A 25,237-nucleotide genomic window follows, 5' to 3' on the forward strand; every position below is an offset into this window, starting at 1 on the left:
CCCGCGGCGGGTTGCTGTCGGTTAGAATCTGATGTGTCCGATTCTATCTCAGGATGACGTATGCCCGCTCAGATTTCCCTCGAAGCCCTCAAGGTGCTGGACGCCATCGATCGCCACGGCAGCTTCGCCGCTGCGGCCGAAGCCCTGTACCGGGTGCCCTCGGCCATTACCTATACGGTGCAGCGACTGGAGGAAGAGCACGATATCAAGGTGTTCGAGAAGCAGGGGCGGCGCATGGTGCTGACGCCGGTCGGACGCATGCTGCTGCAGCACGGGCGCCAGATTCTCGAGGCGACCGAGTCGCTGGCCGAGATGGCGCAGCGCATGGCGCACGGTTGGGAGGCGCAGCTGACCATCGCCATCAACGGTATCTTTCCGATCGAGCTGATTTTTCCGCTGCTGCGGCGTTTTCAGAAGGTGCAGCCGGATATTCACCTGGCGCTGCGCTACGAAACCCTCGCCGGTACCTGGGACTGCCTGCACGAGGGACGGGCGGACCTGGTGATCGGCGCGCCGGGGCTGCCGCCGCAAGGTCGCAGCTACGATACCCTGCCGCTACCGCTGATGCCCGAGGGCGCCTTCTGCTACGTGGCGGCACCGGACCACCCGGTTTGCGCGCTGGAGCAGCCGGTCAAGCGTGACGTGCTGCGCCGTTTTACCTCGGTGGTCATTCCCGACAGTTCTAAGCGCCTGCCGGCGCTGACCTACGGCCTGGTGGAGAGCCAGTCGCGACTGTTCGTTCCGGACATGGATGCCAAGCTGAAAGCACACCTGGCGGGTCTCGGAATCGGCTACCTGCCGCGCTTTCGCGCCGCCCCATACCTGGCTAGCGGCGAGCTCAGGGAAATAGCGGTGGAGCTGGTGCGTACTGACCACAGTCACTACATAGCCTGGCACAGCAGCAACCGCGGGCGCGCGCTGCAGTGGTTTGTCGAGGCTCTGCGCGAACACAATCCCTACGCCGAGTTGCTGGCCGAAAGCCTGAGGTAAGCGCTCGGTACCCGCTCTGAGTGGCGTTGCGGTGCGCATCGCTTCGCTCAGCGGCACCCTACAGGAGGCCGCGCTGAAGTAGGGTGCTGGTGAACGGAGTGAACCGCACCATCACCTTTCAGGAGTCACAACAGCTTTTTTCAGTTTCGGCCGGCAGCAGGCGGCGCCGCAGCGGGCGTATTGCCAGCAGCAGCAACAGCAGCCCCGAGATCCACTGCACGGCGGTAAAGATAACGCCGCCGGCGGAGTCTGCCGGCGTCTGCAGCGGCAGCGGGTACTGACCGCCGCCGAGCAGCAGGTTGGTGGCGAAGCCGAGCAGCAGTGCACTCGAGCAGATGCCGGCCAGGTAAAGTGCCACGGTGCGCGCGCCAAGTTCCCGGCCAAGTACGCCGAGCGACGCGATATTGGTTGCCGGGCCTGCCAGCATGAACACCAGCACAGCGCCGGGGGAGAGCCCCGCGGCCAGCATGGCGGCGGCCAGCGGCGTCGAGGCGGTGGCGCAGATATAGAGTGGCAGACCGACCAGCAGCATCAGCAGCAGCGTCCAGACGCTGTCGCCCACCTCCAGCAGTGCCGACGGCTCGACCAGGGTGCTGACCAGCGCCGCCAGCACCAGCCCGAAGGCCAGCCACGCCGAGATATCGTCGACCAGGTCGCTCAGGCTGTCGATAAAGCTTTCCCCGGTATCCGTCGTATGTCCGTCGGTCTGACCGGTATGGCAGCTATCGTGGCTTTTGCTGCAGCAGCTGGCCGGGGACGCTGTCTGAGCGGGCGTTTCATCCCGCTTGTCGTCCAGACCCAGTACCAGCAGGCCGCTGAAGATGGCGCTGATAACGGCCGCCACGGGCCTGATCACCGCCAGAACCGGTCCCAGCAGGGCGTAGGAAAGCGCGACCGAGTCGACGCCGGTTTCGGGTGTGGCAATCAGGAAGGAGACCGTCGAGGGTTTGGAGGCGCCGGCGCGGCGCAGCCCGATGGCGGCCGGGAGCACGCCGCAGGAACAGAGCGGCAGCGGTGCACCGATCAGCGAGGCCCGCACCACGGTGCCGGGCCCCTTGCCGTCCAGCCAGCGGCGTACCAGCGCCTGCGGTATCCAGCGCTTGATCACGCCGGCCAGCATCAGACCCGCCAGCAGCCAGAAGGCGGTGTCGAGGTAGAGATCGAGCAGGTTGTGCAGAAAGTCGGTCAGCATTGCGGCGCTCGGCTTGGGGCTTTGAACTACAGCATAAACGAGCGGCTCAAGGGTTGCAGTATCGACCGTACTGACCGTTTGCCGATGGGGCTCCGGCACCGTTGCCGGAGCCCCTTTGGGTCAGCGGGCGGTCAAGACGGCGCGCGCAGTGTCCGTGCCGCCTCGACCAGGTTGCGCAGTGCCGGAATCACTTCCTCCCAGCGGCGGGTTTTCAGACCGCAGTCCGGGTTCACCCACAGGCGCTGCGCCGGTATGCGTTCGGCGGCGCTTCGTATCAGCTGCACCATCTGCTCGACACCCGGGATGTTAGGCGAGTGGATGTCGTACACGCCGGGGCCGATGGCGTTTGGGTAGTCGAAGCGGTCGAAGGCGCCGAGCAGTTGCAGGTCGGAGCGCGAGGTCTCGATAGTGATGACGTCGGCATCCATCCGCGCGATCGCCTCGATGATATCGTTGAACTGCGAGTAACACATATGGGTGTGGATCTGGGTTTCGTCCCGGACCCCGTTGGCGCAGATCCGGAAAGCCTCGATCGCCCAGTCCAGGTACTGCGTCCACTCGGCGCGCCGCAGCGGCAGCCCTTCACGCAACGCCGCCTCGTCGATCTGGATGATGCCAACGCCTGCCTGCTCGAGATCGAGCACCTCCTGCCGGATCGCCAGGGCGAGCTGCAGGGCGCTTTCGCTGCGTGGCTGATCGTCGCGCACGAAGGACCAGTTGAGGATGGTGACGGGGCCTGTCAGCATGCCTTTCATCGGCTTGTCGGTCAGCGACTGGGCGTACCGGGTCCAGTCGACGGTCATCGGCTGCGGGCGGCTGATGTCGCCGAACAGGATCGGCGGCTTGACGCAGCGCGAGCCGTAGGACTGCACCCAGCCAAAGCGGCTGAAGACAAAGCCGTCCAGCTGTTCGCCAAAATACTCCACCATGTCATTGCGTTCGGCCTCTCCGTGCACCAGAACGTCGAGCCCCAGTGCTTCCTGCTCGTGGACAGCGTGCGCGATCTCCCGTTGCATTGCCTCTTGATAGGCGTCCGCCGCGAGTTCGCCCGCTCGGAACTGCTGGCGTGCCCGGCGAATCTCGGCCGTCTGCGGAAAGGAGCCGATGGTGGTGGTGGGGTAGGGTGGTAGCTGCAGCCGGTCGGCCTGCAGCTGCGCCCGCTGCGGATAGGCGCTGCGGCGGCGTCCGAAATCCGCATCGATAGTGCCGACTGCAGCCCGGACCGCCGGGTTCCGGACCCGCGATGAGCGGCGGCGTCCGGCAAGGGCTTCGGCGTTGGTCTTCAGTTGCGCCTGTACGGCCGCGCGTCCTTCTGTCAGTGCTGTGGCCAGGAGCTCAAGCTCGTCGAGCTTTTGCAGTGCGAACGCCAGCCAGGAGCGGACCTCCGGATCCAGCCTGTCCTCGATGTCCAGGTCCACCGGCACGTGCAGCAGAGAGCAGGAGGGGGCCAGCCAGAGGCGCTCGCCGAGATCCCGGGCGACGGGCTCCAGCCAGTCCAGGGTGGCGTTGAGATCGGTTTTCCAGATATTGCGGCCGTTGATCACGCCGAGCGAAAGCACGCGGTCGGCCGGCAGCGCCGCGGCAAGCGCCGCGACCTCGGCATGGGCATTGACCGCATCGAGGTGGATGCCTGCAACCGGTAGCCCGGCTGCCAGCGGAAGGTTGTCCCCGAGCCGGCCGAAATAGGTGGTCAGCAGCAGTTGGACCCGAGCGCCTGCCAGTTCCGCATAGGCCTGACGGAAGGCATCCTGCCAGGCCGTGTCGAGCTCCGTGACCAGCACCGGCTCGTCGATCTGAACCCAGTCCGCACCCTGCGCCGCGAGACACTCCAGCAGCTGTGCGTAGACCGGCAGCAATCGTGGCAGCAGCGCCAGGGGATCCGATCCGTCCTTGCACTTGCCGAGGTGGAGGTAGGTGACCGGGCCGATGATCACCGGTTTGGCGTTGACGCCGGATTCCAGGGCTTCGGCGAGTTGCCGCAGCAGACGGTCAGGGTTCAGGGAGAAGGCGGTGTCGGCGTCGAACTCCGGCACGATGTAGTGGTAGTTGGTATCGAACCACTTGGTCATTTCGCCGGCCTGGACGCAGTGGCATCCGCTATCCCGGGATGCGCGACCGCGCGCGAGGCGAAAGTAGCTGTCCAGTTCGGAGCCGGACTGTCCGGCGACCCGCTCGGGAACGACACCCAGGGTGAAGCTCATGTCCAGCACCTGGTCGTACAGCGAGAAATCGCCGACCGGCACCAGGTCGAGCCGGCGCTGTTGCTGCCAGTGACGGCGGCGAAGTCCGCCGGCGAGCGTCGTCAACGCCTGGGCATCGGACTCGCCTCTCCAGTAGGACTCGAGGGCGAATTTCAGTTCCCGATTGGCGCCGATACGGGGGAAACCAAGGTTGTGTGTCGTTGTCATGTTCAGCCTCCGGTTGATGTGGCGCCATTGTAGGAAGGCTAATCCATGAAAAATAATGGTAAAGTTTCATCGTTCGATTATTAATGTTCATGGGTTGATCGATGCTGGAGCGCGCACATCTGGTGATACTGAGGGAAGTGGAGCGACAGGGCTCGCTGACGGCTGCAGCGGACAAGCTGCACCTGACGCAGTCCGCGCTGAGCCACGCGATCAAGAAACTCGAGCAGCAGGCCGGCACCGCGGTCTGGACCCGCGAGGGGCGGGCGTTGCGTCTGACCCAGGCGGGCGAGTACCTGCTCGCGGTTGCCAGGCGGTTGCTGCCGCAACTGGAATATGCCGACGAGGTGGTCCGGCGTATTGCCCGTGGCGAGAAAGGGCATCTGCGCATCGGCATGGAGTGCCATCCCTGTTACCGCTGGCTGCTGAAGGTCGTCGAACCCTACCTCGAGCGCTGGCCGGCGGTGGACCTGGACGTCAAGCAGCAGTTCCAGTTCGGCGGCATGGCGGCGCTGTTCAACTACGACATCGATATCCTGGTGACTCCCGACCCGCTTCACCGGCCCGGCGTCAGTTTCGTGCCGGTGTTCGATTACGAACAGGTGCTGGTGGTGGCGGCCGACCATCCCCTGGCTGCCAGGGTCTTCGCCGAGCCCGCGGACCTGGCCGAAGAGGTGCTGTTCACCTATCCGGTGGAGCTCGAGCGACTGGATGTGTACGCCGACTTCCTGCTACCCGCTCAGTGCCGCCCGAAAAAGCACAAAATCGTCGAGGCGACCGATATCATGCTGCAGATGGTGGCGGCGGGGCGGGGTGTGGCGGCCTTGCCGCGCTGGCTGGTCGAGGAATATGCCGTCAAGATGCCGGTCAGGCCGCTGCGTCTGGGGGCGTCCGGTATTGCCAAGCAGATTTTCCTCGGCGTGCGCGACGGCGACGAGCAGGTCGAGTATCTGCGGGCCTTTGTGGAACTGGCCGCAAACACTGCGGGGCGCGTCTGTGGTGAGGTGGGTCAGGAGGCGTATTCTGTCGCTGACTGAGCTGATCGTATGGGTTGGCCTTCCGGTGGCGACTGGCATTGGCTGGCCATCCGCCGAGCATGCCGCTCCCGTTGTCGCTGCGATCCGCGGGGTGCCTGGTTATTCGCACCGGAGGTTCCTGCGAAAGCACCGACAGGAGGTTCAGGGTTTCTCCATCAGGGGCCCGGAGCGTTACGACGTTCTTCGGTTTGGCATCAGATCACAGCCAGCAGACGCAGCGCGAAAATGCCGCTGCTGAGAGTCAGGATGGACCCCAGCGTGGTGATCAGGATGATATTGGCCGAGAGCCGTGCGTTGGCGCCCATGGCGCGGGCCATGACGAAGGCGGCGGCGGCGGTGGGGCAGCCGAACAGCACGAACAGCATCGCCAGGTCCTGGCCGGAGAATCCCAGCAGGGCTGCCGCCAGGGTCATGGCCAGAGGCATCAGCAGCAACTTGATGGCGCAGGCCCAGAACGCCATGCCAGAGCTGCGTTTCAGGCTCTTGAGGTCCAGGGTGCCGCCGATGGTCAGCAGCGCCAGCGGCAGGGTCAGGTTGGCGAAGTAGTGGCCGGTGGTGTCGAGAGTCTTCGGCAGGTGCAGGCCAAAGTAGGAAAACGGCAGCGCCAGCAGCACCGCGATAATCAGCGGGTTGCGGATGATGGCGGCGGTGATCTGGCGGATGCTGATGTCGCCGCCGTCGCGGCCCTGCATGGGCACCGTCAGGGCGATGACCGACAGTACGTTGAAGGTAGGAATCACCAGCGCCAGCAGCATCGAGGCCTGGCTGAGGCCGGAGTTGCCGAAGAGGTTGTAGCTCAGCGCCAGCCCGATGATGCCGTAGTTGCTGCGAAACGCCCCCTGGACGAAGGCGCCTATGTCCTCCGGTGCCTTGATCCAGCGCGCCGCCAGCCACCAGGTGGCCGAGAAGCTGAACAGCACGCCGACGAACACGAAACCCAGCTGCGCAGGGTTGAACACCGCCTGGAAATCGGTGCTGGCGATCGACATGAACACCAGCGTCGGCAGCGCCACCATGAATACCAGCCGGGAGGCGGTATTGATAAAGGCATCGTCGATCAGACGCGTGCGCTGAAGAATATATCCGAGCAGGACGATGAAGAAGATCGGAACGACGACCCCGGCGGTGAACTGCAGCGATTGAAGATACAGATCCAAGGCGAACTCCGGGTGTGAAAAATTAGGGAAGCTGCGACCAGGGCCGGCTGGGGCCAGTTAGCAGGTCCCGGAGTCTACCGCAGTTGTAGTATAAGCAGGTAATAAGATCAGGTGATGCTTCTATAACGATTTCGTATGCTTCTTCGGATAGTCGAACAGTTCGAGGGTACCGCAGGACTCTGCCAGTTCGCACCAGTCGGTGACACTGAGGTGGATGTGCATCACGGCTGCAGTGGGGAATTTGGTCAGCCGTTCATGGGTCAGGTAGTAGCCGAGATTCTCCAGCCCGGGATTGTGCCCCACGACCATCAGATGGTGCCAGTGGTCGTTCTGCTGCTGCAACTGATGCAGCAGGGTCTGGTAGCAGGATTCGTAGAGCTCCGGCAGGATCAGCAACTGCCGGCTGTCCAGTTCCAGGGTATCGGCCAGAGCTTCTGCCGTGCTGAGCGCGCGGGCCGCGCCGCTGGTCAGCAGCCGGTCGGGCACCAGGCCGAAGCCGCGTACCCGCTGCGCCATTGCCGGCAAATCGCGCTCGCCGCGCCGGTTGAGCGGGCGGTCGAAATCATCCAGCGACGGATCATCCCAGCTGGATTTGGCGTGCCGTATCAGCGTGAGCTTTTTCATGGGCAAGGCCCGGGTCGCGTGATTTCGTAGCAGTATTGGTCGAAAGTCCCGGAATTGCCAGCGACGCCAGCGGCTGGCGATTGCCGAAAAAACAGGGGCGGACACAGGTCCGCCCCAAAAACGCGGGTGACAAGCCCGCAGGAGATGCGAGTGACGGACGTCACTCGGCAGGTGCCCGGTCCCCAAACCGGTAGCAGTTGAGCTGCATCAGGCTTCTGAGCCTATCTATGCTGCAGATGTATGCCGCACTACTTATGCTGCACTGCAGCAAAGTGTAGACCACTTTTTATAAAAGCAATAAAAACAACAGGTTGTTTTAAGCGGCTAAGTGCAGGTCGAGGTCATCTGTATGACTTTTCAGACAGGGCTGTCGATTCTGTCTGTCGGGACCTGTGGTGGGCGGTTCTGCGTTACGGGACGGGGGAAGCGATGCCTGGCGTGGCGCCAGCCGTACAGCTGCGGATTCTTCACCGGTATCTGCGTTCGGGCGGCGCTCCGCCGGGCGGCGTTCCGCTTGCTTCGGCGGCCCCGAAAACGATTCTCAACACCCTCTCAGGGGCGGTATTTCTTCAGATGCTCGTACAGGGTCGCGCGGGAAATGCCCAGGCGGCGGGCGGCCTGGCTCTTGTTGCCGCCGCTCAGCCGGATGGCTTCCTGCAGTGCTTCCCATTCGGTCTGCTGACGGATCTCGCCGAGCTGACGTGGGCGCGGAGTCTGGCGCGGCAGGTCGTCGGCGGCGCCGAGGTCCGCCGGTTCGATGGCCTGGCCCTCGGCCATGACGCAGGCCCGCTCCAGCCGGTTGTGTAGCTCGCGGACATTGCCGGGCCAGTCATACTGCTCCAGCCAGTCGCGTGCTGCCGCAGACAGCGGCAGCGCGGGCAGGTTGGCCTGCTGCTGAATGCGTGACAGCAGCCGGTCGCTGATCAGCGCGATATCGCCGTGGCGCTCGCGCAGCGGCGGCAGGCGGATCGGCAGTACGTTGAGGCGATAGTAGAGGTCGGCGCGGAACTCGCCCTGTTCGACCAGGCCCCGAAGGTCCTTGGCGGTGGCGGCGATGACGCGGACATCGACCTGTTCCAGCCGGTTGGAGCCGAGCGCCTCGACTTCCCGCTCCTGCAGCACCCGCAGCAGTTTGGCCTGCATCGGCAGAGGCATCTCGGCAATCTCGTCGAGAAACAGGGTGCCGCCGTGGGCCAGCTGCACCTTGCCTTTGCGCCCCTGTCGGTCGGCGCCGGTATAGGCGCCGGGGGCGGCGCCGAACAGCTCGGCCTCGACCAGCGATTCGGGCAAGGCTGCCATATTGATGCCGACGAAGGGGGCGCCGGCCCGGGGCGAGGCGTTGTGGATGCCCTGGGCCAGCAGCTCCTTGCCGGTACCGGTCTCGCCCAGCAACAGCAGGGTGGTATCGAGCTGGGCGGCGCGCAGCGCCTGGCGTCGCAGCTGCTGCATGACGGCGGACTGGCCGATGATATCGTCGAGGGCATAGCGCGACGGACGCAGCAGGTTTTCCGATTCGAGGCGCTTGCGCAGGCGCGCGAATTTGTCGAACAGCGGCTGGATGCTGTCGAGGTCGTCGTAAAAAACGAAGCCAATGGCGCCAAACACCTCACCGCCAGGCTTTTTCAGCGGCAACCGCGTTACCAGGCACCAGCGGCCGTTGATCTGCATCAGGTCGACGAAGTTGGGCTTGCCGCTGCGTACGACCCGCGGCAGTCCGGTGGTGGGCAGGATCTCTTCGACCGGGCGGCCGATGACTTCGCGCCCCGGCGGTACGCCGATCAGCTCGCGGTACTGGTCGCTCATCCAGAGCACCCGGCAGTCGGGGTCCACCGCCACCGCACCCTGGCAGAGGCTGGACAGCAGTTCGAACAGATGACTGCTCGGATCACCGCCGTCAAGCATCTGGCTCAGCAGCTTGTGGGTATCTTGCATGGCTCCTTCTGCTCCCGGCGGGCCTCACTGCGTTTCGAAACAATACCAGATCCCGCTGATTGCGGACATGATCCCGGATGACCCGGCCGGCGTAAAAGCTTAAGCTTTGCAGCATTGTTCAGTACGGCCGCCGCGGTGAAATGGCGGTCGCCTCGAGAACCGGACAAGCCGAAAAAGGTATCAAGGTGTTCAAGACCCACAGCCCGGGATGGCTGATCACGTTATTACTGCTGCCGCTTGCGGCCAGTGCGGAGGAGGCGGCAACCGTCGCGGTCGAAGTCGAAGCGATCCAAGGCGAGCTGCCGGCTTCGCTGGAACAGAATATTCGCGCGCATCTGGCGATCGAGCGGCTCAGTGGCGAGCCGGCGCCGATGAGCAGCCGGCTGCAGTATCTGCACCGACAGGCGCAGGAGCAGATCGAGGCGGCACTGCAGCCGTACGGCTACTATCAGCCGAGGGTCGAGTCGGAACTCACGAAGACGCCGGAGCAGTGGGTCGCGCGCTATCGTGTCGATCCGGGCGAGCCGGTGCGTCTGGACGCGGTCGACCTGAACGTGACGGGCGAGGCGCAGTCGGATCCGGTGATGAAAGCGCTGGAGAGCTCCGAGACCCTGGTACCGGGTGCTGTTCTCGAGCATGCCGCCTACGAGGCTCACAAGAGCCGCATGCGCTCTCTGGCCGCGGAGAGGGGCTACTACGAGGCCGACTTCGGTCGTCAGCAGCTGCGTATCGATCCGCAGCGCCGTCAGGCCGATATCGAGCTGCGGCTCGACTCCGGGCCGCGTTATCGCATCGGCGAGGTGCGCTTTGGCGAATCGCCGGTGGAAACCTCGCTGCTGCAGCGTTATCAGCCCTTCCAGACGGGCGATCCGGTTACCTCCACACGGCTTTTGGATCTGCAGCGTTATCTGGTCGAAAGCGAGTATTTCAGCCGGGTCGAGGTGCAGCCGCTGTGGGATGAGGCCGTCGACCATGTCGTGCCCGTCGATGTTGCCCTCGAGCCCAACAAGCGCACCGCCTACAAGTTCGGTGTCGGCTACGGTACCGACACCGGCGCACGCATGAGCGCCAGACAGCACCGGCGTTGGGTCAACCGTTACGGGCACAGCTGGGACGCGCTGCTGCGGCTGTCCGAGGTCGATTCGACGGTGGTGCTGCAGTACAACATACCGGGCGAGGTGCCCTATACCGACAAATATGGCGTGCGCGCCAGCTGGGAGTCCGAACAGACCGATACCACCGACAGCGAACTGACCGCGATCGGCGGTTTCTGGCAGAAGCAGCTCGGCGCCTGGCAGCAGATACTGGCGCTCGACTGGGAGCAGGAAAGGTTCGTGCTCGACGGCGAGCAGAGCGAGACCAATTTCCTGATTCCCGGCGCCAGCTGGAGCACCACGCACACCGACAACCCGCTCAACCCCAGTCGCGGCTACCGGTTCTCCCTGGAGCTGAAGGCGGCGTCCGACGCCCTGCTGTCGGACGCCGATTTCGTCCAGGGACTGGTGAGCGCCAAGCACGTGCTGACGCTGACCGACCGGCTGCGTCTGCTTTCGCGTGCGGATGTCGGCGCAACGGCGATGGAAAACTTCGACATCATGCCGTCCTCGCACCGCTTCTTCGCCGGTGGCGACAGCAGTGTGCGCGGCTACGGCTACAAGGAACTGGGACCTGAAGGCGACAATGGCGATGTCGTCGGTGGTCGCAACCTGCTGGTGGCCAGCGCCGAGGTCGACTACCTGGTCGCTGACAGCTGGCGCGTCGCGGCCTTTTACGATACCGGCAACGCCATCGATTCGGCGACGGAGGCGCTGAAAAACGGCGCCGGCCTCGGCGTGCGCTACCTCTCGCCGATCGGCCCTATCCGGCTCGATCTTGCAGTGCCGCTGGACGATGACGGCTTCCGCATTCACTTCACCCTGGGGCCCGACCTGTGATGCGCTGGATCCTAAGAATACTGTTGGCGCTCGTAGTGCTGTTCCTGCTGCTGCTCGGAGGAGTCGCCGCAATCGGCTTCACCGAAACCGGCACCGCCTGGCTGGTGCGTCAACTGCAGCCGCTGCTGCCGGGCGAACTCGAGTATCGCCAGCTTCGCGGGCGGCTGTTCGGCCGGCTCGAACTTGAAGGGGTCTCGTATCGCCAGCTGCAGCTGAGCGCGCAGCTGGGACGGGCCGAGTTCGCCTGGACGCCGGCGGCGCTGCTGCAGGGCCGTCTGCAACTCGATGCCCTGGGTGTCGAGTCGCTGGATCTGCAGCTTCCGCCGGGCAGCGACGTGCCACAGGAGCCATCCGAGCCGTTCCAGCTGCCGGAGAGCATACCGCTGCCGCTGCAGCTGCGGGTCGAATCCGTTTACGGCCGGCAGTTGCGCATTCAGCCGGCCGGCGCGCAGCCGGTATTGATCGACAGTTTCGACCTGGCGCTGCACACCGAGGATCGCAAGCTGGTGCTCGACAGACTCGATGTCAGCGCGCCCCAGGGCGGCGCGCGGCTCAACGGTGATATCGATGCCGGTGACGACTACCCGCTCGCATTCAGCCTCGACTGGCAGCTGAAGCTTCCCGAGTCAGGCGAGGTGAGCGGCCGGGGCGTTCTGCAGGGTGACCTGCGCTCGGAACTGACCCTGACGCAGCAGGTGCGCGGGCTGGCGGATCTCGATCTCGAGGCTCGCATCAGCCAGCCGCTGGATGTGCCGAACTGGCAGCTGGCGCTGACCCTGGCGCGCTTCGATCCGGCGCCGTTCGCGCCGCAGCTCGCCGGGCAGGTCGTTGCCGGAAGGATCGATCTGAGTGGCGATCTGGAGTCGGCGACCGGCACCCTGGCGCTCGATGGCAGCGTGCCCGAGGCCGGGACGGTCGAGCTGCGCGCGGCGCTCGATGCCGGGCTCGATCGGGTGAGGCTCGCCGATACCCTGATAAGGCTGCCGGACAGCGGCGCCGAGATCCGCCTCGAGGGCCTGGTATCGGCGCTGCAGGGCACGCCGGAACTGGATCTCAAGCTCGACTGGCGAGGCCTGCGTTATCCGCTGCCCAAGGGTCTGCCGCAGCAGTACGCCAGCGAGCGAGGACAGGTGCGGCTGACGGGGCCGCTAAACGACTACCGCCTGGAAGTCGCGGCCGAGCTGGCCGGCGAGCAGGTGCCCGCGGCGAAGCTGAACCTGCAGGGGCAGGGAAGTCTGGAAGGGTTCAACGAGCTGGCGCTGCGTCTCGAGACTCTGGGCGGGCAACTGGCCGTCGACGGCAGCGCAGGCTGGGCACCGCAGCCGGCCTGGCGATTGCGGGCGACAGCCGAGAACATCGATCCCGGTCGGCATTGGGCGGACTGGCCCGGGGCCCTGGGTTTCGCTCTTGCCACGGAAGGTGGACTGGAGGCGGGTGTGCCCAGCCTGCAGGCGACCATCGAGTCGCTGAGCGGGCAGCTGCGCGGGCAGCCTCTGAGCGGTCGTGGCCGGGTGCGGCTGCAGGGAGCTGATCTGGCCATCGAAACCCTGCATCTTGGCTGGGGTAACGCCGGCATCGATGCCAGCGGCAAGGCCGGTGAAACCCTGGCGCTGGACTGGCGGCTGGTGGCCGAGGATCTGGCGGCGCTGCTGCCGGACGCCGGTGGCCGTTTGAGCGCCAGCGGCACGCTCAGCGGACCTCGCGCGGCACCGGCGCTGGCGGCCGATATCAGCGCCGAGGCGCTGGCGTTCCAGGCCAACCGTCTCGAGCAGCTTTCCGGCACTCTGGCGCTCGATCTGGGCTGGAAAAGTCCGGCCCGCGTCGAACTGCAGGCACAGCGACTTTCCGCCGGCGGTCAGTCCATCGACAGCCTTTCGCTGACCGGCGGCGGCGCGCAGCAGAATCACAGCCTGACGCTGGCGCTGGATTCGCAGGTCGCAAAACTGGATATGCGACTGGAAGGCGGACTCTTCGGTCAGCAGTGGCGCGGCCGGCTGATGCAGCTGGAGCTGCAGCAGCCGCTGGCGGGTGACTGGGCGCTACAAGCACCTGCCGAGCTGAATCTCGGCGCCGACCGGGCGGGCAGTGAAACCCTCTGTCTCGAGGCTCAGGGCGCCGATGGGCGGCTTTGCGTCGACGGTCTCTGGCAGGCGGCCGGCGACAGTGCGGGCAATGTGCGTCTGGAACGACTGCCGCTGGCGCTGCTGTCGCCCTGGATACCACCGGGCACCGAGCTCGAGGGTTTCGTCAATGCCGACGCCAGCGCCCGCCTCGGCGCGGCCGGCGCGCTGCAGTACCAGGCGCGTCTGACACTGGACGAGACCCGCCTGTCGTTGCCGGAGCAGGATCTGGCCTTCGACCTGAACGAGGCCCGCGTCGAGGCCGCTGGCAGTCGGAACAACGCCAACGCCCGGCTGGTGCTGGCGATGGATGATGTCGACGGGCGTCTCGACGCGACGGTCTCGCTTGCCGATCTTCAGGGCGCTGGGAGTCTCGACGGCCGTTTGCAGATGGCGATGGAAGACCTGGCCTTCGTTTCGGCGCTGGTGCCGGCGATCAGGGTTGGCAGCGGCCGTCTCGATGGCGATATCCGCCTGGGCGGCAGTCTGCAACAGCCTCGCATCAATGGCGCCCTGGCGCTCGACGACGGTCACGTCGAAGTGCCGGCGGCGGGTATTGCGCTGGAGCTGTTGCAGCTGGAGCTGCGCGACGACCCGGCCCGGGCCGACCGCATGCTGCTCAGCGGCAGCGCCGTCTCGGGTGGCGGCAACCTGAGCCTCTCGGGCGAGCTGCAGCCGTTGACATCCACCGGGCGAATCGCCATTCAGGGGGACCGTTTTCAGGCGGTCGGTACCCCGGAAATCGAGGTTTTCGTATCGCCCGATATGCGGATCGAGATTGCGCAGCAGCGCATTGCGGTCGGCGGGGAACTGGTGGTGCCCGAGGCCCTGATCAAGCCGCCGAAACTCAGTGTCAGTGCGGTTTCGGTGTCGTCGGATGCGGTCATCGTCGATGCCGAGGGCAGGGCAGAGGCGACGCGACCGGGCCCGGCGCTGGATCTCGACCTCCGGGTCACCATGGGCGAGAAGGTCTGGGTCGACGCCTTTGGTTTCAACGGCCGCCTGACCGGCAGCATGGTGCTGCGCGAGGACGAGCGCCGGGTTACCCGCGCCACCGGCAATATCGGTGTGGCGACGGGCGAGTACCAACTCTACGGTCAGGACCTCAACATCGAACGCGGCAGCTTCGTTTACACCGGCGGCCCCGTGGACAACCCGGGGCTGAATCTTCGGGTTCAGCGCGAGGTCGAGGATGTCGAGGTCGGCGCCCAGGTCGCGGGTTCGCTGCGGGCGCCGACGTTCGAGCTGTTCTCGGATCCGGTGATGCCCGATAATGCACGTTTGTCTTACCTGGTGTTCGGCCGGGCGCCGGGGGCGGCATCCGAAGGCGAGCAGGCGATGCTGATGAAACTGGCGCTGGCGCTGGGCCGGTCCGGGGGCGATGCAATCGGCGAGAAAGTCAGCGGTGCGCTAAACGTCGATGAAATCAGCCTTGGTGGGGGCGATACGCTGCAGGAAACCTCGCTGTATATCGGCAAGTATCTGTCGCCGCGACTGTACATCAAATACGGTGTGGGACTGGCTGAACCGACCAACGAGTTCATCATGCGCTATCTGCTGACCAAGCAGCTGTCGTTCGAATCGAACACCGGAACCGAGGGCAGCGGCGCGGATCTGTTCTACAGTTTCGAGCGTTGACCCGGGATGCAGGGCTTCTGCACGGGGGCCCGCTGCACGAGTGGGTGAGACATCGGGGCCCGGTGCCGGGACGCCGCGCCACGGGCCTCTGCAACGGCCGATGTTTCGTTGCGGCTGGATATCGGGGATTACCGCCCGGGGCGGTCGAAGACAGGGTGCGCACCCCGGGCGCATGCCGGGGTGTCCCGGCAATGATAAAGAACCCGTTGGGAAAATACTTTTATATATTGATTGACCTTTTGGATGAAATCTATACAATTGCTTCCAGGTTGAAATCTCGCCTTATATTTATGCACACCATTACGATGTTCGCTTAGTAGTAACTCGTCCTGTTATTCATAAGTTATCGCAGCAATTCCAGCCAGACCGCCTTTGCGAAAAGGCAACTCATTACATCTGAATAAATAGGTAACGACTATGTCTACTACTACCGGCACCGTTAAGTGGTTCAACGACGAGAAAGGCTTTGGTTTCATCGAGCAGGAATCGGGTCCCGATGTCTTCGCTCACTTCAAGGCCATCGTCGGCGACGGCTTCAAGTCCCTGACCGAAGGTCAGCGCGTCGAGTTCACCGTGACCCAGGGCCAGAAGGGCCTGCAGGCCGAGAACATCGTAGTTCTGTAACGGTTTTATAGCTGCAGGTCGAATCGGTCGTCATCGTCGACCGATTCGCGCAGCACCGAACCGAAAAAAGGGCAGCCCCGCAAGGGCTGCCCTTTTTGCGTTTTATCGACGGAGGTTGTCGTTAAAAATTAATCTTTCTGTCGTGGGTATTTTATTAAGCCGGAAATTGTCGGGGCTAAACTGCCCGGTCACTTGGCTTCGCTTTCCCCAGGTCCTGAACCCAGTTGCCCAAGATGCAGTCTCAATTTCAGTCAGACGCCGGCAACGCCGGTCTATACTCAACTGCAGCGGGGATTGGCGGAGGCTGAAGATGAAAAATGCGGTTACGCTGGTGGCGATGCTGTTGCTCGTCTGCGGCACCTTGGTATCGGCTGAGCAGGTTTATCGCTGGAAGGATGCCAGCGGCAAATGGCACTTCAGCGATGTGCCGCCGGACGGCGTGGGTGCGGAGCCCGTGAAGTTTTCCAACATGTCGGTGGTGAAGATGCCAAGGCCGGCGCCAGCGGCCTCGGAGGCCGTGGCGGGGCAGCCCCCCGAGTGCGCGCCCGGTTACAGCGGCGATGCCGAATGTACCGAGGGCCTGCGTCGTGGCACTGAAGCGGCCGTGGACGACAGCGACGTGGCCGCACCGGAGTCCCCCGAAAACCGGCGCCAGAGCCACCAGCGCGAGGACAGTCTGCAAAACCGTTCGCAGCAGATCGAAGGCTACAACAAGTCCGAGCGGGTCGAGCAGATCGACGAACGCAACGAAGCGGCGAAAAACTACGAGCGCGGAACGCCGCCCACGCTCAACGAGAAGCTGCGCGCCAAAGCCGGACTCGAATAGGTTCCGGCTTACTGGGGCTGGCTCTTGCGCAGCGTGCGGGCGATGCGGCGAGAGTATTTGCGTACCGCATGCTCGATGACCGGGGCCGATGTCGCCAGGTAAGGCACCTCGTGGTTCAGTTCCTTCAGCACGAACATCAGCGTGTTGAGGCCTTCTGCACCGCTGCCGAAATCGCCGCGGTCGTAGGCCTGCATGACCCGCTTGAGGCCTGGATCGCGGGTGCCGAGCTGAAACTGCAGCGGCTGTTCCGCTCCCTCGAACTGACGTTCTATTGCACTTTGCACCAGCGGTATCAGTATCGCGGCGGCAACGCCGAGTTCGGAGATGACCAGCTCCAGAGTGCCATCGTCGCGCTGGCTGACCTGCGAGGGACGGCGCTGCGGCGCCGAGGCGAAGGTCTTGTAGCGATTGAACGGCCGGGCGTCATTGCCGAAGAAGTGTGCTGCGACGTCTTCCTGGCCCGACTCCAGCAGGTCCGACAGGACGATCAACTGGTTGAGGTCTGTCGCGATCCATCCAAGTCCGTGGAGATTGGCAAGATCGCCGCCCATGCTGAGACTTATTTGTTGGTCCATCATCAACTCTCGAGTGGCTGAGCCTGTTCTTAAGGCAGCATCCGGCAACGCCGATCGAATTTCAGCAGCCGGTAAAGCGCCGGGTTGGCGCCGAGCATGGAGCATAGAAGCATATCGTACGCCGGGGGGCAACCGGCAAGCCGCAACCCCTGTATCCTGTCGCGCTTGCTTATCGGCTACGCTTGTATGAGAGGTTGCCGATGATCGAAGTCCAGTGTCAGTGCCACGGGCGGCTCAACGAGCTGCTGCCGCCGTCTCGCCGCCACCGTCCGTTCACGCACCGGCTCAAACAGGTAATGAGCCTGCAGCAGCTGCTGATACCGCTACGGGTTCCACACCCGGAGGTGGATCTGGCGCTGATCAATGGCGATTCGGTCCCTTTGTCCCGCAATATCCGTAACGGCGATCGCATTCATCTCTATCCCGATACCGGCGATCTCGACGATCCTTCGCTGGTTTTGCTGCGTGCCAGGCCGCTGCAGCGTCCGCGTTTCATCCTCGATGTGCACCTGGGGCGTCTCGCCCGGCGTTTGCGGCTGCTGGGACTCGATACCTGGTACCGCAACCATATGGACGACCGGCCGATTATCCGGCTGGCGCGGCTGCAGGGACGAACGATCCTCACGCGCGACCGGGGCCTGCTGCAGCAGCCGGAGGTGACGCATGGCTACTATATGCGGGCCACGAGTCCCGACCGGCAGTTGCACGAGTTTCTCGCCCGCTTCGAGCCCTGGCCCTGGCTGAACCCCTTCAGCCGCTGCTCCCGCTGCAACGGCCTGATCGAGCGACTGCCGGAGTCAGAGGTCCGCCGCCGTGTGCCGCCGCGCCTGTACCTCGAGTTTCGGGACTTTTTCCGCTGCAGCTGCTGCGATCAGATCTACTGGCAGGGCAGCCATTACGAGCGGCTGCGCCGGTATATCGACCGGCTTGGCGTCTGAGCGTCCCGCTGGCCGGCCGGTGCCGGGCAGTCGCAACCGGAAATAGCTGCTGGAGAGACCGCAATGAGGTTTTCATTTCTCGACGCCGCAGCGATTGCGGTGCCCGTCGGTTGGTTGTAACTGGTGCGCGGCAGGTGGCAGGCCGGCCTCTTTCATACCGCCTACAATGCATGCGAAGGACTCATGGAGGAAAGCCGATGCCCTATCCGGTAAGACCCTCGTCCTGGCGTCAGCTGTTCGTCGGCGACGACTGGCCTGACTGGCGCAGCTGGCCCGAGCTGCTGGCGCCGCTGCGGGACGCCTTTGCCGAGCTCGGCGAGCGGCCGGAGCCGGCGCGAAGCAAGGACTGGCAGCCGCGGCTGGTGCAGGCGCTGCTGCAGCTGGACCTGCCGGCCTGGCGCATCGGGCAGCTGCTCAGCGATCACAACGACTGGCTGTACCGGCACGCGATCCGGGCGGCGCTCGAGGAAATGACCGAGCAGGGCTGGGGCGCGCCGCCCTGCGCCTTCTGCGTACTCAGTCTCGGCTCCGGCGCGCGTCATGAAAGCCTGCTGGGGCCGGATCAGGACAATGCCCTGATCATCGACGACTATGCCGATGCGCAGCACAGCGCGATCGACACCTGGTTTCAGTCTCTGGCGGAACGCTTTACCGAGCGTCTGAACGGCTACGGCATTCCGTTGTGTAACGGCCACGTGATGGCGCGCTGGCCGTCCTGGCGCAAGCGCCGCAGCGAGTGGCTGGAGCAGATGCGGCTCTGGACCGGCCGTCGTGCCGTCAAGCTGGTGCAGCTGTCCAACATCCTGCTCGACTTCATGCCGGTGTACGGCGAGGCCGCTCTGGCGCGTACCCTGCGCGAGCAGGTGCTGGATCTGATGCCGCGGGCCGGGCTCTTTCTGCACGAGATGGCCGAGCTGCAGGACGAGGCGCCGGTGGCGCTGGACCGTTTCGACCGCCTGCGCGGCAATGACAAGGACGCCCCCCATGCCCGGGCGCTGAATCTCAAACGCCAGGGCATGCTGCCGTTGCAGGGCGCGGTACGGCTGCTGGCGCTGCTGCATCGTCTGCCGGCGGTCGACACCCGCTCCCGGCTGCAGTCCCTGGCGGAGCGGGAGGTGCTGGATCACGAACGCGCGCGGACCCTGACCGCCGCACTGAACCGGCTGCAGGCGCTGCTGCTTCAGGCGCAGCTCGACAGCGTCGCGGCGGGCCGGGGGCCCGACAACTGGATCGATCTCGGCCGTCTGGATGGGGCGACACGGGCGGCTCTGCGCCATGATCTGATGGCGATTCGCGACCTGCAGCGTCGCGCCCGGGCCCAGGCTGCCGGGGGGGATAGTTACTAACGTTTCAGGAAGTAAAGTCAGTCTCAGAGCCCCACAAAGCGCCTCCAGCAAGGCGCGTCGGTGAAGACAGGGTGGTTCCCTTTCGAGGCGGCGCAACGCTGCGGGAGGCGCTTTGTGGGGCTCCCTCCGGGCCGCACTGTCCAGGCCCGCGACTGCGTTGTTCGCCACTTATGTAGAGCAACTACACGACGTGACTCACGCCTTGCCGCGAACCTGGACAGTGTGGCTGAGTGCGACATTACTTCCTGAAACGTTAGTAACAGCCGGCGCCACGCCGGTTCCGCAGGGATGACCGCACCGACGCGCGATCAGGACGCCGGCAGCCACTGGGCATCCGGGTCCTGGCCGGATTGCGGCGGCGCTTCGGGCAGCTCGATCACGAAACGGGCGCCGCCCAGGCGCCTGCTCTTCTCGATCCAGAGCCTGCCGCCGAGGTTGGCGACGATGCCGCGACTGATGGGCAGGCCAAGACCTGTGCCCCTGGGGCGCGTGCCGTTGCTGTCGCCCGTCTGCTCGACCTGGTGGAACTTCTCGAACACCTTTTCCCATTCCTCTTCGGCGATGCCGCCGCCATTATCCTCTACCGACAGCTGCCAGTGACCCTTGTGGGGGGCAAGGTGCAGGCTGATGCGGCCGTCGGGTCTGGCGGCGAACTTGCTGGCATTGTCGAGCAGGTTGATGATCACCTGTTGCAGCCGGTCAGGGTCGGCGACCACCGGCGCGCCGTCCTCGGGCAGGTCCACCTCCAGTTCGACGCCCCGCTCGCGACACAGGTGGCCGACGGCCTCGGTCGACTGACGTGCAAGCCCCGCCAGGTCCAGTGGCTCGGGGTTGAGCGGCATGCGGCCCGACTCCAGCCGTGCCAGGTCGAGAATTTCCTCGATCAGTCGCGAAAGCCGTTCGCTCTCGCGCACTACGATTTCGAGAAAGTGGGTGCGCTGCGCGACATCGACGTCGGGGCTGTCGCGCAGGATCTCGGCGAAAGCACGAATCGACGTCAGCGGTGTGCGCAGTTCGTGGCTCACCATCGCGACGAACTCGTCCTTGAGCCGGTCGAGTTCGCGCAGCTGCTCGTTGGCCCGTCGCAGCTCGGCGCCGATGCGCGCCAGCTCATGGGACTTCTGTTCCAGGCGACGATTGTATTCCAGCGTCTGGGAGGTGGTGTCCAGAATGCTCAGCACCGCCTCGAGATCCAGCGCCTCGCCGCGCACCACAGAGTTGATCAGTACCCGCGCAGAGGCGCCGCCGAGGGCGCCGGCCAGCGCCTGCTCGGCGGCGGAGATCTGTTCCTGTGTCGCCGGCAGAGTGTCGTCCGGCTCGCCCTTGCCCCGGGGAATGAGCCGTGCGGTGGCGACCGCGCCGAGGTAGCGGTTGAGCAGCGCTCTGAGCTCGCCCCGCAGCGTCTCGCCCTGCCACAGGGATGTCGGTAGCAGATCGGGGTGCAGGTTGCCGGTGAACAGCGCGGCCTGGGTCTGTTCCAGGCGGTTCTGGCGGCTGAACAGCGACACTCCGACCAGCAACCCGACATTGACCAGCAGGCTCCAGAACAGCGCGTGGCTGTAAATGTCCCAGCCCTCGAGTCCGAACAGCGCATAGGGTCGCAGCCAGGCCAGCCCGAAGGCCCCATCGCTGAGCAGCCGGGCGTCGAGCCAGCCGGACTGGGCGAACCCCGGCAGCAGCAGGGTGTAGGCCCAGACCAGGATGCCGCCGATCAGGCCGGCCGCGGCTCCACGCCGCGCCGCGCCGCGCCAGTACAGCCCAAGCAGCAGAGACGGTGCGAACTGGGCGGCGGCGGCGAAGGACACCAGACCAATGGTGACCAGGCTGTAGGACTCGCCGATCAGGGCATGGTAGAGGTAGCCCAGCAGCAGGATCAGGATAATGGCGATGCGCCGCACCCCCAGAATCAGGCCGCTGAGCTCGCGGCGGCTGTCGAGATGCAGCCAGCGCAGGCGCAGCAGCAACGGCATCACCAGATGATTGCTGATCATGGTCGAGAGGGCGATGGTTTCGACGATCATCATGCCGGTGGCCGCCGACAGACCGCCGATGAACGCCAGCAGCGGCAGCCAGTCCGGCCCCGCGGCCAGCCCTATGGTCAGCACGAAACTGTCGGGATTCCCGGCCGCGTTGCCAAGCAGCAGGCCCGCCAGCGCGATCGGAATCACGAACAGATTGATCGCCAGCAGATACAGCGGAAACAACCAGCTGGCGCGACGAATATGGCGCTCGTCGACATTCTCTATCACCAGTACCTGGAACTGGCGGGGCAGGGTAAAAAAGGCCAGTCCCGCCAGCAGCAGGCTACCGACCCAGCCGCCGGCGCCGCCTGGTACGGCGGCGATGCCGAAGCCTTCGTCCAGTTCCGGCAGGGTTGCGGCGCGCTGCAGCAGCTCGCCGGGGCTGCCGAACAGCGTGAAGGTCGCGAACAGCCCGACAGCGAGAAACGCCAGCAGCTTGATCATGGACTCGAAGGCGATGGCTGCGACCATGCCCTCGTGGCGCTCGCTGGCGTCAAGATGGCGGGTGCCGAACAGAATGATGAAAACCGCCAGCACCAGCGCGACCCAGAAGGATTTGTCGGAAAGCACGCCGGCGGCAATCAGGTTGGTCTGGGCCTCGGCGGGGTAGGCGGTCAGCACCGCATGGCTGAAGGTGATCGCTTTCAGCTGCAGCGCGATATAGGGCATGATGCCGATAACCGCGACCAGTGTGACCAGGGCTCCCAGGCTGTCACTCTTGCCATAGCGGGTGCTGATGAAGTCGGCGATCGAGGTGATGCGTTGTGCCCGCGCGATACGCACCATGCGTCGCAGCAGCATCCATCCGAACAGCATTGCCAGTGTCGGTCCCAGATAGATGCTCAGAAAGGCGGGACCGTAATGGGAGGCGCGGCCGACGCTGCCGTAGAAGGTCCAGGCGGTGCAGTAAACAGCGATCGACAGGGTGTAGACCAGGGGCGAGCCGATCACCGAGTGGCCTTTCTCGGCCCGGCGGTCGGCCCAGGCTGCGATGACGAACAGCAGCGCCAGGTAGCCGAACGCGACGACGAACAGCAGCGCTTCCCACTTCATCGCTGCCGTCCCGCAGGAGCGGCGCCCCCGCCGCGAAGCGCACAGAGTGCAGACACAGCGCCCTCAGTCCTCATCGCTCGACTCCAGCAGCAGCGCGGCGGCCAGGATCAGCAGGCCCCAGACGGCAAACAGATACAGCGGCAGCCACGACAGGCCGTTGGCACCGGGGTGATCGAACAGACCGATCAGCGGCGGAGTGAACAGCAGCGTCCCCAGCAGTGCCAGGGCGGTCAGGCGGCCGGGCAGTTTCGGCGGGGGCATCATGTCAGGGCGCTTCCTTGGATGGCCGAGGTCTCGAAGGCGATGGCGTCATCCAGGGTGCGCACGCCGCGGGCCTCCAGGCGGGGTAGCAATTGCAGCAGCAACTCCGCGGTGACCCGGGCATCGCCCAGGGCGGTGTGTCGACTGCCGGGCGCGAAGCTGAGCTGGTAGCGCTCCGCCAGCGCATCGAGACCGTGACCTTCCAGTCCCGGGTCCAGCGCCCGCGACAGCAGCATGGTGTCCAGCACCGGCATCTCGAAGCGCACGCCGGCACGCTCGGCGCCGGGCTGTATCGCCAGCAGGTCGAAGGCGGCATTGTGCGCCACCAGCACACCGTGACCGACGAAATCGCGAAAGCGCGGCAATACTATCTCGGCCGGCGGTGCCGTGGCCACATCCGGATCATACAGACCGTGAATGCGGCTGCTTTCGGGCGGGATGGGGCGCCCCGGGTTGATCAGCTGATCGAATACATCCCGCGCCAGCAGGCGACCATTGACGATACGGCAGGCGCCGATGCTGATCACGCAGTCGTCGCGGCGCAGCTCCAGGCCCGTGGTTTCGGTATCGAACACGATCATCTCCAGACGTTGTAGCGGCAAACGTCCCAGCTCGGCGCTGGGCGCGGGCAGATCGGCGATGCTGAAATCGTGAAACTCGGGTCGCGGCGGGCGTGCGGGAGGCGGCGGCCCGACCCGTGCCACCGCCGGCAGCGGCAGGCGCAGGCGCGCATGGCCGTCGGCATCGGCCAGCGACCAGCAGTCGCTGTCGTGGCGCCGCAGGATGTCATTGAGCACAGGGTGGGTCGCCGACTCGGCCAGCGGCAGCCAGCGCCACTGTTCCAGACGGCCCTGATCGATCGGCTGCCCGCGCCAGATGAGATCGAGGTAGATCCGCTGGTTGCCCAGCTGCACCTCCGCTTCGAAGTCGTGCGCGCCGGTCGCTTCCTGCAGCAGACCGAGCAGCCGGAACAGCAGTTCCAGCAGCGCCGGTCCGTCGGCCCGCAACCAGGCCGGAATGCCGATCGCGACGAGCTGAGGGCCGGTGCTGCCGAGGCGTTCGCACAGGGCGCTCCAGAGGTCGTTGGACCAGGTATCCTCAAGCCGGCCCGGGTCCCTCTGCAGGCCTTCGAGTTGTTCGGACAGCGTTTCGATCAGGCGCCCGAGGGTCAGGCTCTCCTCGCGCAAAACCGCTTCGAGTCGCTGGCGCATCAGCGGCTCGACCTTTCCGCTGGTCAGGGCCTCGCTGCTGATCACGAGGCTGGAACTGTGGCCGCGAAGTTCCGGCAGCAGCTGCGCCAGAGGGCCGTGCCAGCGTTGTTCCGCTTCCTGAATGGCGGTACTGTCCTCGATCGCGATCAGCGCTTCGCCCAAGGCGCCGCCGACCAGGCGCAGATCCAGCCGCAGCCAGCGGCCATGCCAGGGCAGCAGCAGCTTGCGCGGTGCAGCGCGGCGCGGCAGCTGCGTCAGGGCTTCGTGCAGGCTGCTCATGGGCAGCAGCTCCGACAACCGGCGCCCCAGGCCCAGGGCCGAGCTGTCGGCGAACAGCTGTTCCGCGGCGTCGTTGAACAGCAGCAGACGCTGGTGGCTGTCGCACAGCAGCAGCGGCGTCTGGACCGCCCGCAGCACCGCTTCAAGCTCGGCACTGGTGCGCTCGGCTTCGCGGGCGCCGGCGGCAGCGGCTTCGTCGATATGGGTCCGGTCCTCGCGCCAGCCGTCGCGAATGCGGTCGAGATCGGCCCGAAGCGGCGCCAGCCAGCCTTCGGGCGGGAAGTCACTGCGGGCATCGGGGTTGGCGGCGAGGCGGGCGAGCTGGATCTGCAGGTGACGCAGCGGGGCGAACAGGCGCCTGTCCAGCAGCAGGTAGAGAGAACCGACCAGCAGGCCCGGTGCCAGTGCCAGCAGCCAGAGACCCCAGTGGCTCTCACCTGGCGGCACCAGTTCGGCGCTGATCCAGAGCCCCAGGAACAGACCGCCGAAGAGGGCGCCGCCGCTGGCGAGGAGTCCGAAACCGAGCAGCTTCTGGCGTGCCAGCATATCAGTTGGCCAATCCAAGCAGCTGTTTGACCTTCTCGACCAGCTGCTGGGTGGAGAACGGCTTGGTCACGTAATCGTCGGCCCCGAGGGCCAGCCCCTTCTCCCGCTCCACTTCACGCCCGTGCGCGGTCAGCATGATGATCGGCAGGCGGGCATGCTCCGGCTGCGCGCGCAACCGCTCCAGCACTTCGAAGCCACTCAACCCCGGCAGACTGATATCGAGCAGCACCAGATCCGGCGGCTGCTGCTGCACCTGTTCCAGCGCGCTTTCGCCGTCGCCGGCGGTGGTCACGTCGAACCCGGCCTGGCGCATCAGAAACTCGAGGGAAAGCACGATGTTTGGCTCATCGTCGACCACCAGTACCCTTGTCATTGTTATCCTCACTCCCAGTTCCCGAGGCATTCAAAAACGTCATCAGCCTTATCGAGTCTAGTTATTGAAGCGATGACCCGAAAGTCGTCTTTGGGCGAATCGGCTGGTCCAGGCTTCTGTCGGTCGCCAATCGGCTGCCACTTTAACTGTTCCGA

The 25,237-nt window shown here is 65.2% G+C and carries 18 protein-coding genes; 8 read left to right on the forward strand and 10 right to left on the reverse strand.

Going from position 1 to position 25,237, the window contains the following annotated elements; translation table 11 throughout:
• Window positions 1–60: 60 nt before the first annotated feature.
• Window positions 61–990 carry a LysR family transcriptional regulator gene (locus IEX85_RS18960; protein WP_188862197.1) on the forward strand — a complete coding sequence of 310 codons (930 nt, stop codon included), beginning with the start codon at window positions 61–63 and terminating at the stop codon, window positions 988–990.
• A 118-nt stretch (window positions 991–1,108) separates the two neighbouring features.
• On the opposite strand, the gene IEX85_RS18965 is transcribed toward IEX85_RS18960, so the two are convergent.
• Complete coding sequence (locus IEX85_RS18965) at window positions 1,109–2,182, reverse strand: SO_0444 family Cu/Zn efflux transporter (RefSeq protein ID WP_188862198.1); 1,074 nt, start codon at window positions 2,180–2,182, stop codon at window positions 1,109–1,111.
• 131 nt (window positions 2,183–2,313) lie between these two features.
• Window positions 2,314–4,590, reverse strand: coding sequence for a 5-methyltetrahydropteroyltriglutamate--homocysteine S-methyltransferase (metE, locus tag IEX85_RS18970; RefSeq protein ID WP_188862199.1), 2,277 nt, complete (start codon window positions 4,588–4,590; stop codon window positions 2,314–2,316).
• A 101-nt stretch (window positions 4,591–4,691) separates the two neighbouring features.
• Here metE and IEX85_RS18975 point away from each other — a divergent pair, with 101 nt between their 5' ends.
• Complete coding sequence (locus IEX85_RS18975; protein WP_188862200.1) at window positions 4,692–5,624, forward strand: LysR family transcriptional regulator; 933 nt, start codon at window positions 4,692–4,694, stop codon at window positions 5,622–5,624.
• Window positions 5,625–5,818: 194 nt separating this feature from the next.
• Here the strand turns inward: IEX85_RS18975 and IEX85_RS18980 are convergent, their stop codons facing one another.
• The 3 genes from IEX85_RS18980 to IEX85_RS18990 all read right to left on the reverse strand — a co-directional run bounded on the left by IEX85_RS18980 (window position 5,819) and on the right by IEX85_RS18990 (window position 9,337).
• Complete coding sequence (locus IEX85_RS18980; RefSeq protein WP_188862201.1) at window positions 5,819–6,781, reverse strand: AEC family transporter; 963 nt, start codon at window positions 6,779–6,781, stop codon at window positions 5,819–5,821.
• Window positions 6,782–6,901: 120 nt separating this feature from the next.
• Window positions 6,902–7,405, reverse strand: a complete 504-nt coding sequence (locus IEX85_RS18985) for a SixA phosphatase family protein (RefSeq protein WP_188862202.1) — start codon at window positions 7,403–7,405, stop codon at window positions 6,902–6,904.
• A gap of 552 nt (window positions 7,406–7,957) precedes the next feature.
• Window positions 7,958–9,337 carry a sigma-54 interaction domain-containing protein gene (locus IEX85_RS18990; RefSeq protein WP_229722014.1) on the reverse strand — a complete coding sequence of 460 codons (1,380 nt, stop codon included), beginning with the start codon at window positions 9,335–9,337 and terminating at the stop codon, window positions 7,958–7,960.
• Window positions 9,338–9,522: 185 nt separating this feature from the next.
• On the opposite strand from IEX85_RS18990, the gene IEX85_RS18995 reads away from it, so the two are divergent.
• The 4 genes from IEX85_RS18995 (at window position 9,523) to IEX85_RS19010 (ending at window position 16,479) form a co-directional block, all read left to right on the forward strand.
• Window positions 9,523–11,271: an autotransporter assembly complex protein TamA gene (locus IEX85_RS18995; protein WP_229722015.1), complete on the forward strand. Its 1,749-nt coding sequence runs from the start codon at window positions 9,523–9,525 to the stop codon at window positions 11,269–11,271.
• A gap of 23 nt (window positions 11,272–11,294) precedes the next feature.
• Window positions 11,295–15,029 carry a translocation/assembly module TamB domain-containing protein gene (locus tag IEX85_RS19000; RefSeq protein WP_188862204.1) on the forward strand — a complete coding sequence of 1,245 codons (3,735 nt, stop codon included), beginning with the start codon at window positions 11,295–11,297 and terminating at the stop codon, window positions 15,027–15,029.
• Window positions 15,030–15,446: 417 nt separating this feature from the next.
• On the forward strand, window positions 15,447–15,653 hold the full coding sequence (locus IEX85_RS19005) for a cold-shock protein (RefSeq protein ID WP_188862205.1): 207 nt from the start codon (window positions 15,447–15,449) through the stop codon (window positions 15,651–15,653).
• 310 nt (window positions 15,654–15,963) lie between these two features.
• Window positions 15,964–16,479, forward strand: coding sequence for a DUF4124 domain-containing protein (locus IEX85_RS19010; protein WP_188862206.1), 516 nt, complete (start codon window positions 15,964–15,966; stop codon window positions 16,477–16,479).
• Window positions 16,480–16,487: 8 nt separating this feature from the next.
• Here the strand turns inward: IEX85_RS19010 and IEX85_RS19015 are convergent, their stop codons facing one another.
• Window positions 16,488–17,054, reverse strand: coding sequence for a hypothetical protein (locus IEX85_RS19015; RefSeq protein ID WP_188862207.1), 567 nt, complete (start codon window positions 17,052–17,054; stop codon window positions 16,488–16,490).
• Between the two features lie 200 nt (window positions 17,055–17,254).
• Between IEX85_RS19015 and IEX85_RS19020 the strand changes: the two genes are divergently transcribed.
• Both IEX85_RS19020 and IEX85_RS19025 read left to right on the forward strand, forming a co-directional pair.
• Window positions 17,255–17,992, forward strand: a complete 738-nt coding sequence (locus IEX85_RS19020; RefSeq protein ID WP_188862208.1) for a Mut7-C RNAse domain-containing protein — start codon at window positions 17,255–17,257, stop codon at window positions 17,990–17,992.
• Window positions 17,993–18,189: 197 nt separating this feature from the next.
• Complete coding sequence (locus IEX85_RS19025) at window positions 18,190–19,338, forward strand: DUF294 nucleotidyltransferase-like domain-containing protein (RefSeq protein ID WP_188862209.1); 1,149 nt, start codon at window positions 18,190–18,192, stop codon at window positions 19,336–19,338.
• A gap of 308 nt (window positions 19,339–19,646) precedes the next feature.
• Here IEX85_RS19025 and IEX85_RS19030 read toward each other — a convergent pair whose 3' ends face one another.
• From IEX85_RS19030 to IEX85_RS19045, 4 genes are all read right to left on the reverse strand, one after another.
• Window positions 19,647–22,412 carry a sensor histidine kinase gene (locus tag IEX85_RS19030; protein WP_188862210.1) on the reverse strand — a complete coding sequence of 922 codons (2,766 nt, stop codon included), beginning with the start codon at window positions 22,410–22,412 and terminating at the stop codon, window positions 19,647–19,649.
• 63 nt (window positions 22,413–22,475) lie between these two features.
• The gene (locus IEX85_RS19035; protein ID WP_188862211.1) at window positions 22,476–22,676 is read right to left on the reverse strand and encodes a hypothetical protein; all 201 of its coding nucleotides are present in this window, start codon (window positions 22,674–22,676) and stop codon (window positions 22,476–22,478) included.
• Entirely contained in the window at window positions 22,673–24,727 is a 2,055-nt protein-coding gene (locus tag IEX85_RS19040; RefSeq protein ID WP_308425666.1) for a 3'-5' exonuclease, read from the reverse strand. Before IEX85_RS19040 ends, IEX85_RS19035 begins: the two co-directional genes overlap by 4 nt.
• A complete protein-coding gene (locus IEX85_RS19045) occupies window positions 24,711–25,082 on the reverse strand; it encodes a response regulator transcription factor (RefSeq protein WP_188862212.1) in 372 nt (123 codons plus the stop codon). The genes IEX85_RS19040 and IEX85_RS19045 overlap by 17 nt, the downstream gene beginning before the upstream one ends.
• Window positions 25,083–25,237 lie beyond the last annotated feature (155 nt).

Source organism: Marinobacterium nitratireducens (genome assembly GCF_014645375.1).
Classification (GTDB): Bacteria; Pseudomonadota; Gammaproteobacteria; order Pseudomonadales; family Balneatricaceae; genus Marinobacterium_A; species Marinobacterium_A nitratireducens.

What these genes read in the sequence shown, in the direction of transcription:
- IEX85_RS19035 (WP_188862211.1), bottom strand. Translation starts at nt 22,676, where the DNA reads ATGATGCCCCCGCCGAAACTGCCCGGCCGCCTGACCGCCCTGGCACTG.
- IEX85_RS19015 (WP_188862207.1), bottom strand. Translation starts at nt 17,054, where the DNA reads ATGGACCAACAAATAAGTCTCAGCATGGGCGGCGATCTTGCCAATCTC.
- IEX85_RS19005 (WP_188862205.1), top strand. Translation starts at nt 15,447, where the DNA reads ATGTCTACTACTACCGGCACCGTTAAGTGGTTCAACGACGAGAAAGGC.
- IEX85_RS18985 (WP_188862202.1), bottom strand. Translation starts at nt 7,405, where the DNA reads ATGAAAAAGCTCACGCTGATACGGCACGCCAAATCCAGCTGGGATGAT.
- IEX85_RS19030 (WP_188862210.1), bottom strand. Translation starts at nt 22,412, where the DNA reads ATGAAGTGGGAAGCGCTGCTGTTCGTCGTCGCGTTCGGCTACCTGGCG.
- IEX85_RS18990 (WP_229722014.1), bottom strand. Translation starts at nt 9,337, where the DNA reads ATGCAAGATACCCACAAGCTGCTGAGCCAGATGCTTGACGGCGGTGAT.
- IEX85_RS18965 (WP_188862198.1), bottom strand. Translation starts at nt 2,182, where the DNA reads ATGCTGACCGACTTTCTGCACAACCTGCTCGATCTCTACCTCGACACC.
- IEX85_RS19045 (WP_188862212.1), bottom strand. Translation starts at nt 25,082, where the DNA reads ATGACAAGGGTACTGGTGGTCGACGATGAGCCAAACATCGTGCTTTCC.
- IEX85_RS19020 (WP_188862208.1), top strand. Translation starts at nt 17,255, where the DNA reads ATGATCGAAGTCCAGTGTCAGTGCCACGGGCGGCTCAACGAGCTGCTG.
- IEX85_RS18960 (WP_188862197.1), top strand. Translation starts at nt 61, where the DNA reads ATGCCCGCTCAGATTTCCCTCGAAGCCCTCAAGGTGCTGGACGCCATC.
- metE (WP_188862199.1), bottom strand. Translation starts at nt 4,590, where the DNA reads ATGACAACGACACACAACCTTGGTTTCCCCCGTATCGGCGCCAATCGG.
- IEX85_RS18975 (WP_188862200.1), top strand. Translation starts at nt 4,692, where the DNA reads ATGCTGGAGCGCGCACATCTGGTGATACTGAGGGAAGTGGAGCGACAG.
- IEX85_RS19025 (WP_188862209.1), top strand. Translation starts at nt 18,190, where the DNA reads ATGCCCTATCCGGTAAGACCCTCGTCCTGGCGTCAGCTGTTCGTCGGC.
- IEX85_RS19010 (WP_188862206.1), top strand. Translation starts at nt 15,964, where the DNA reads ATGAAAAATGCGGTTACGCTGGTGGCGATGCTGTTGCTCGTCTGCGGC.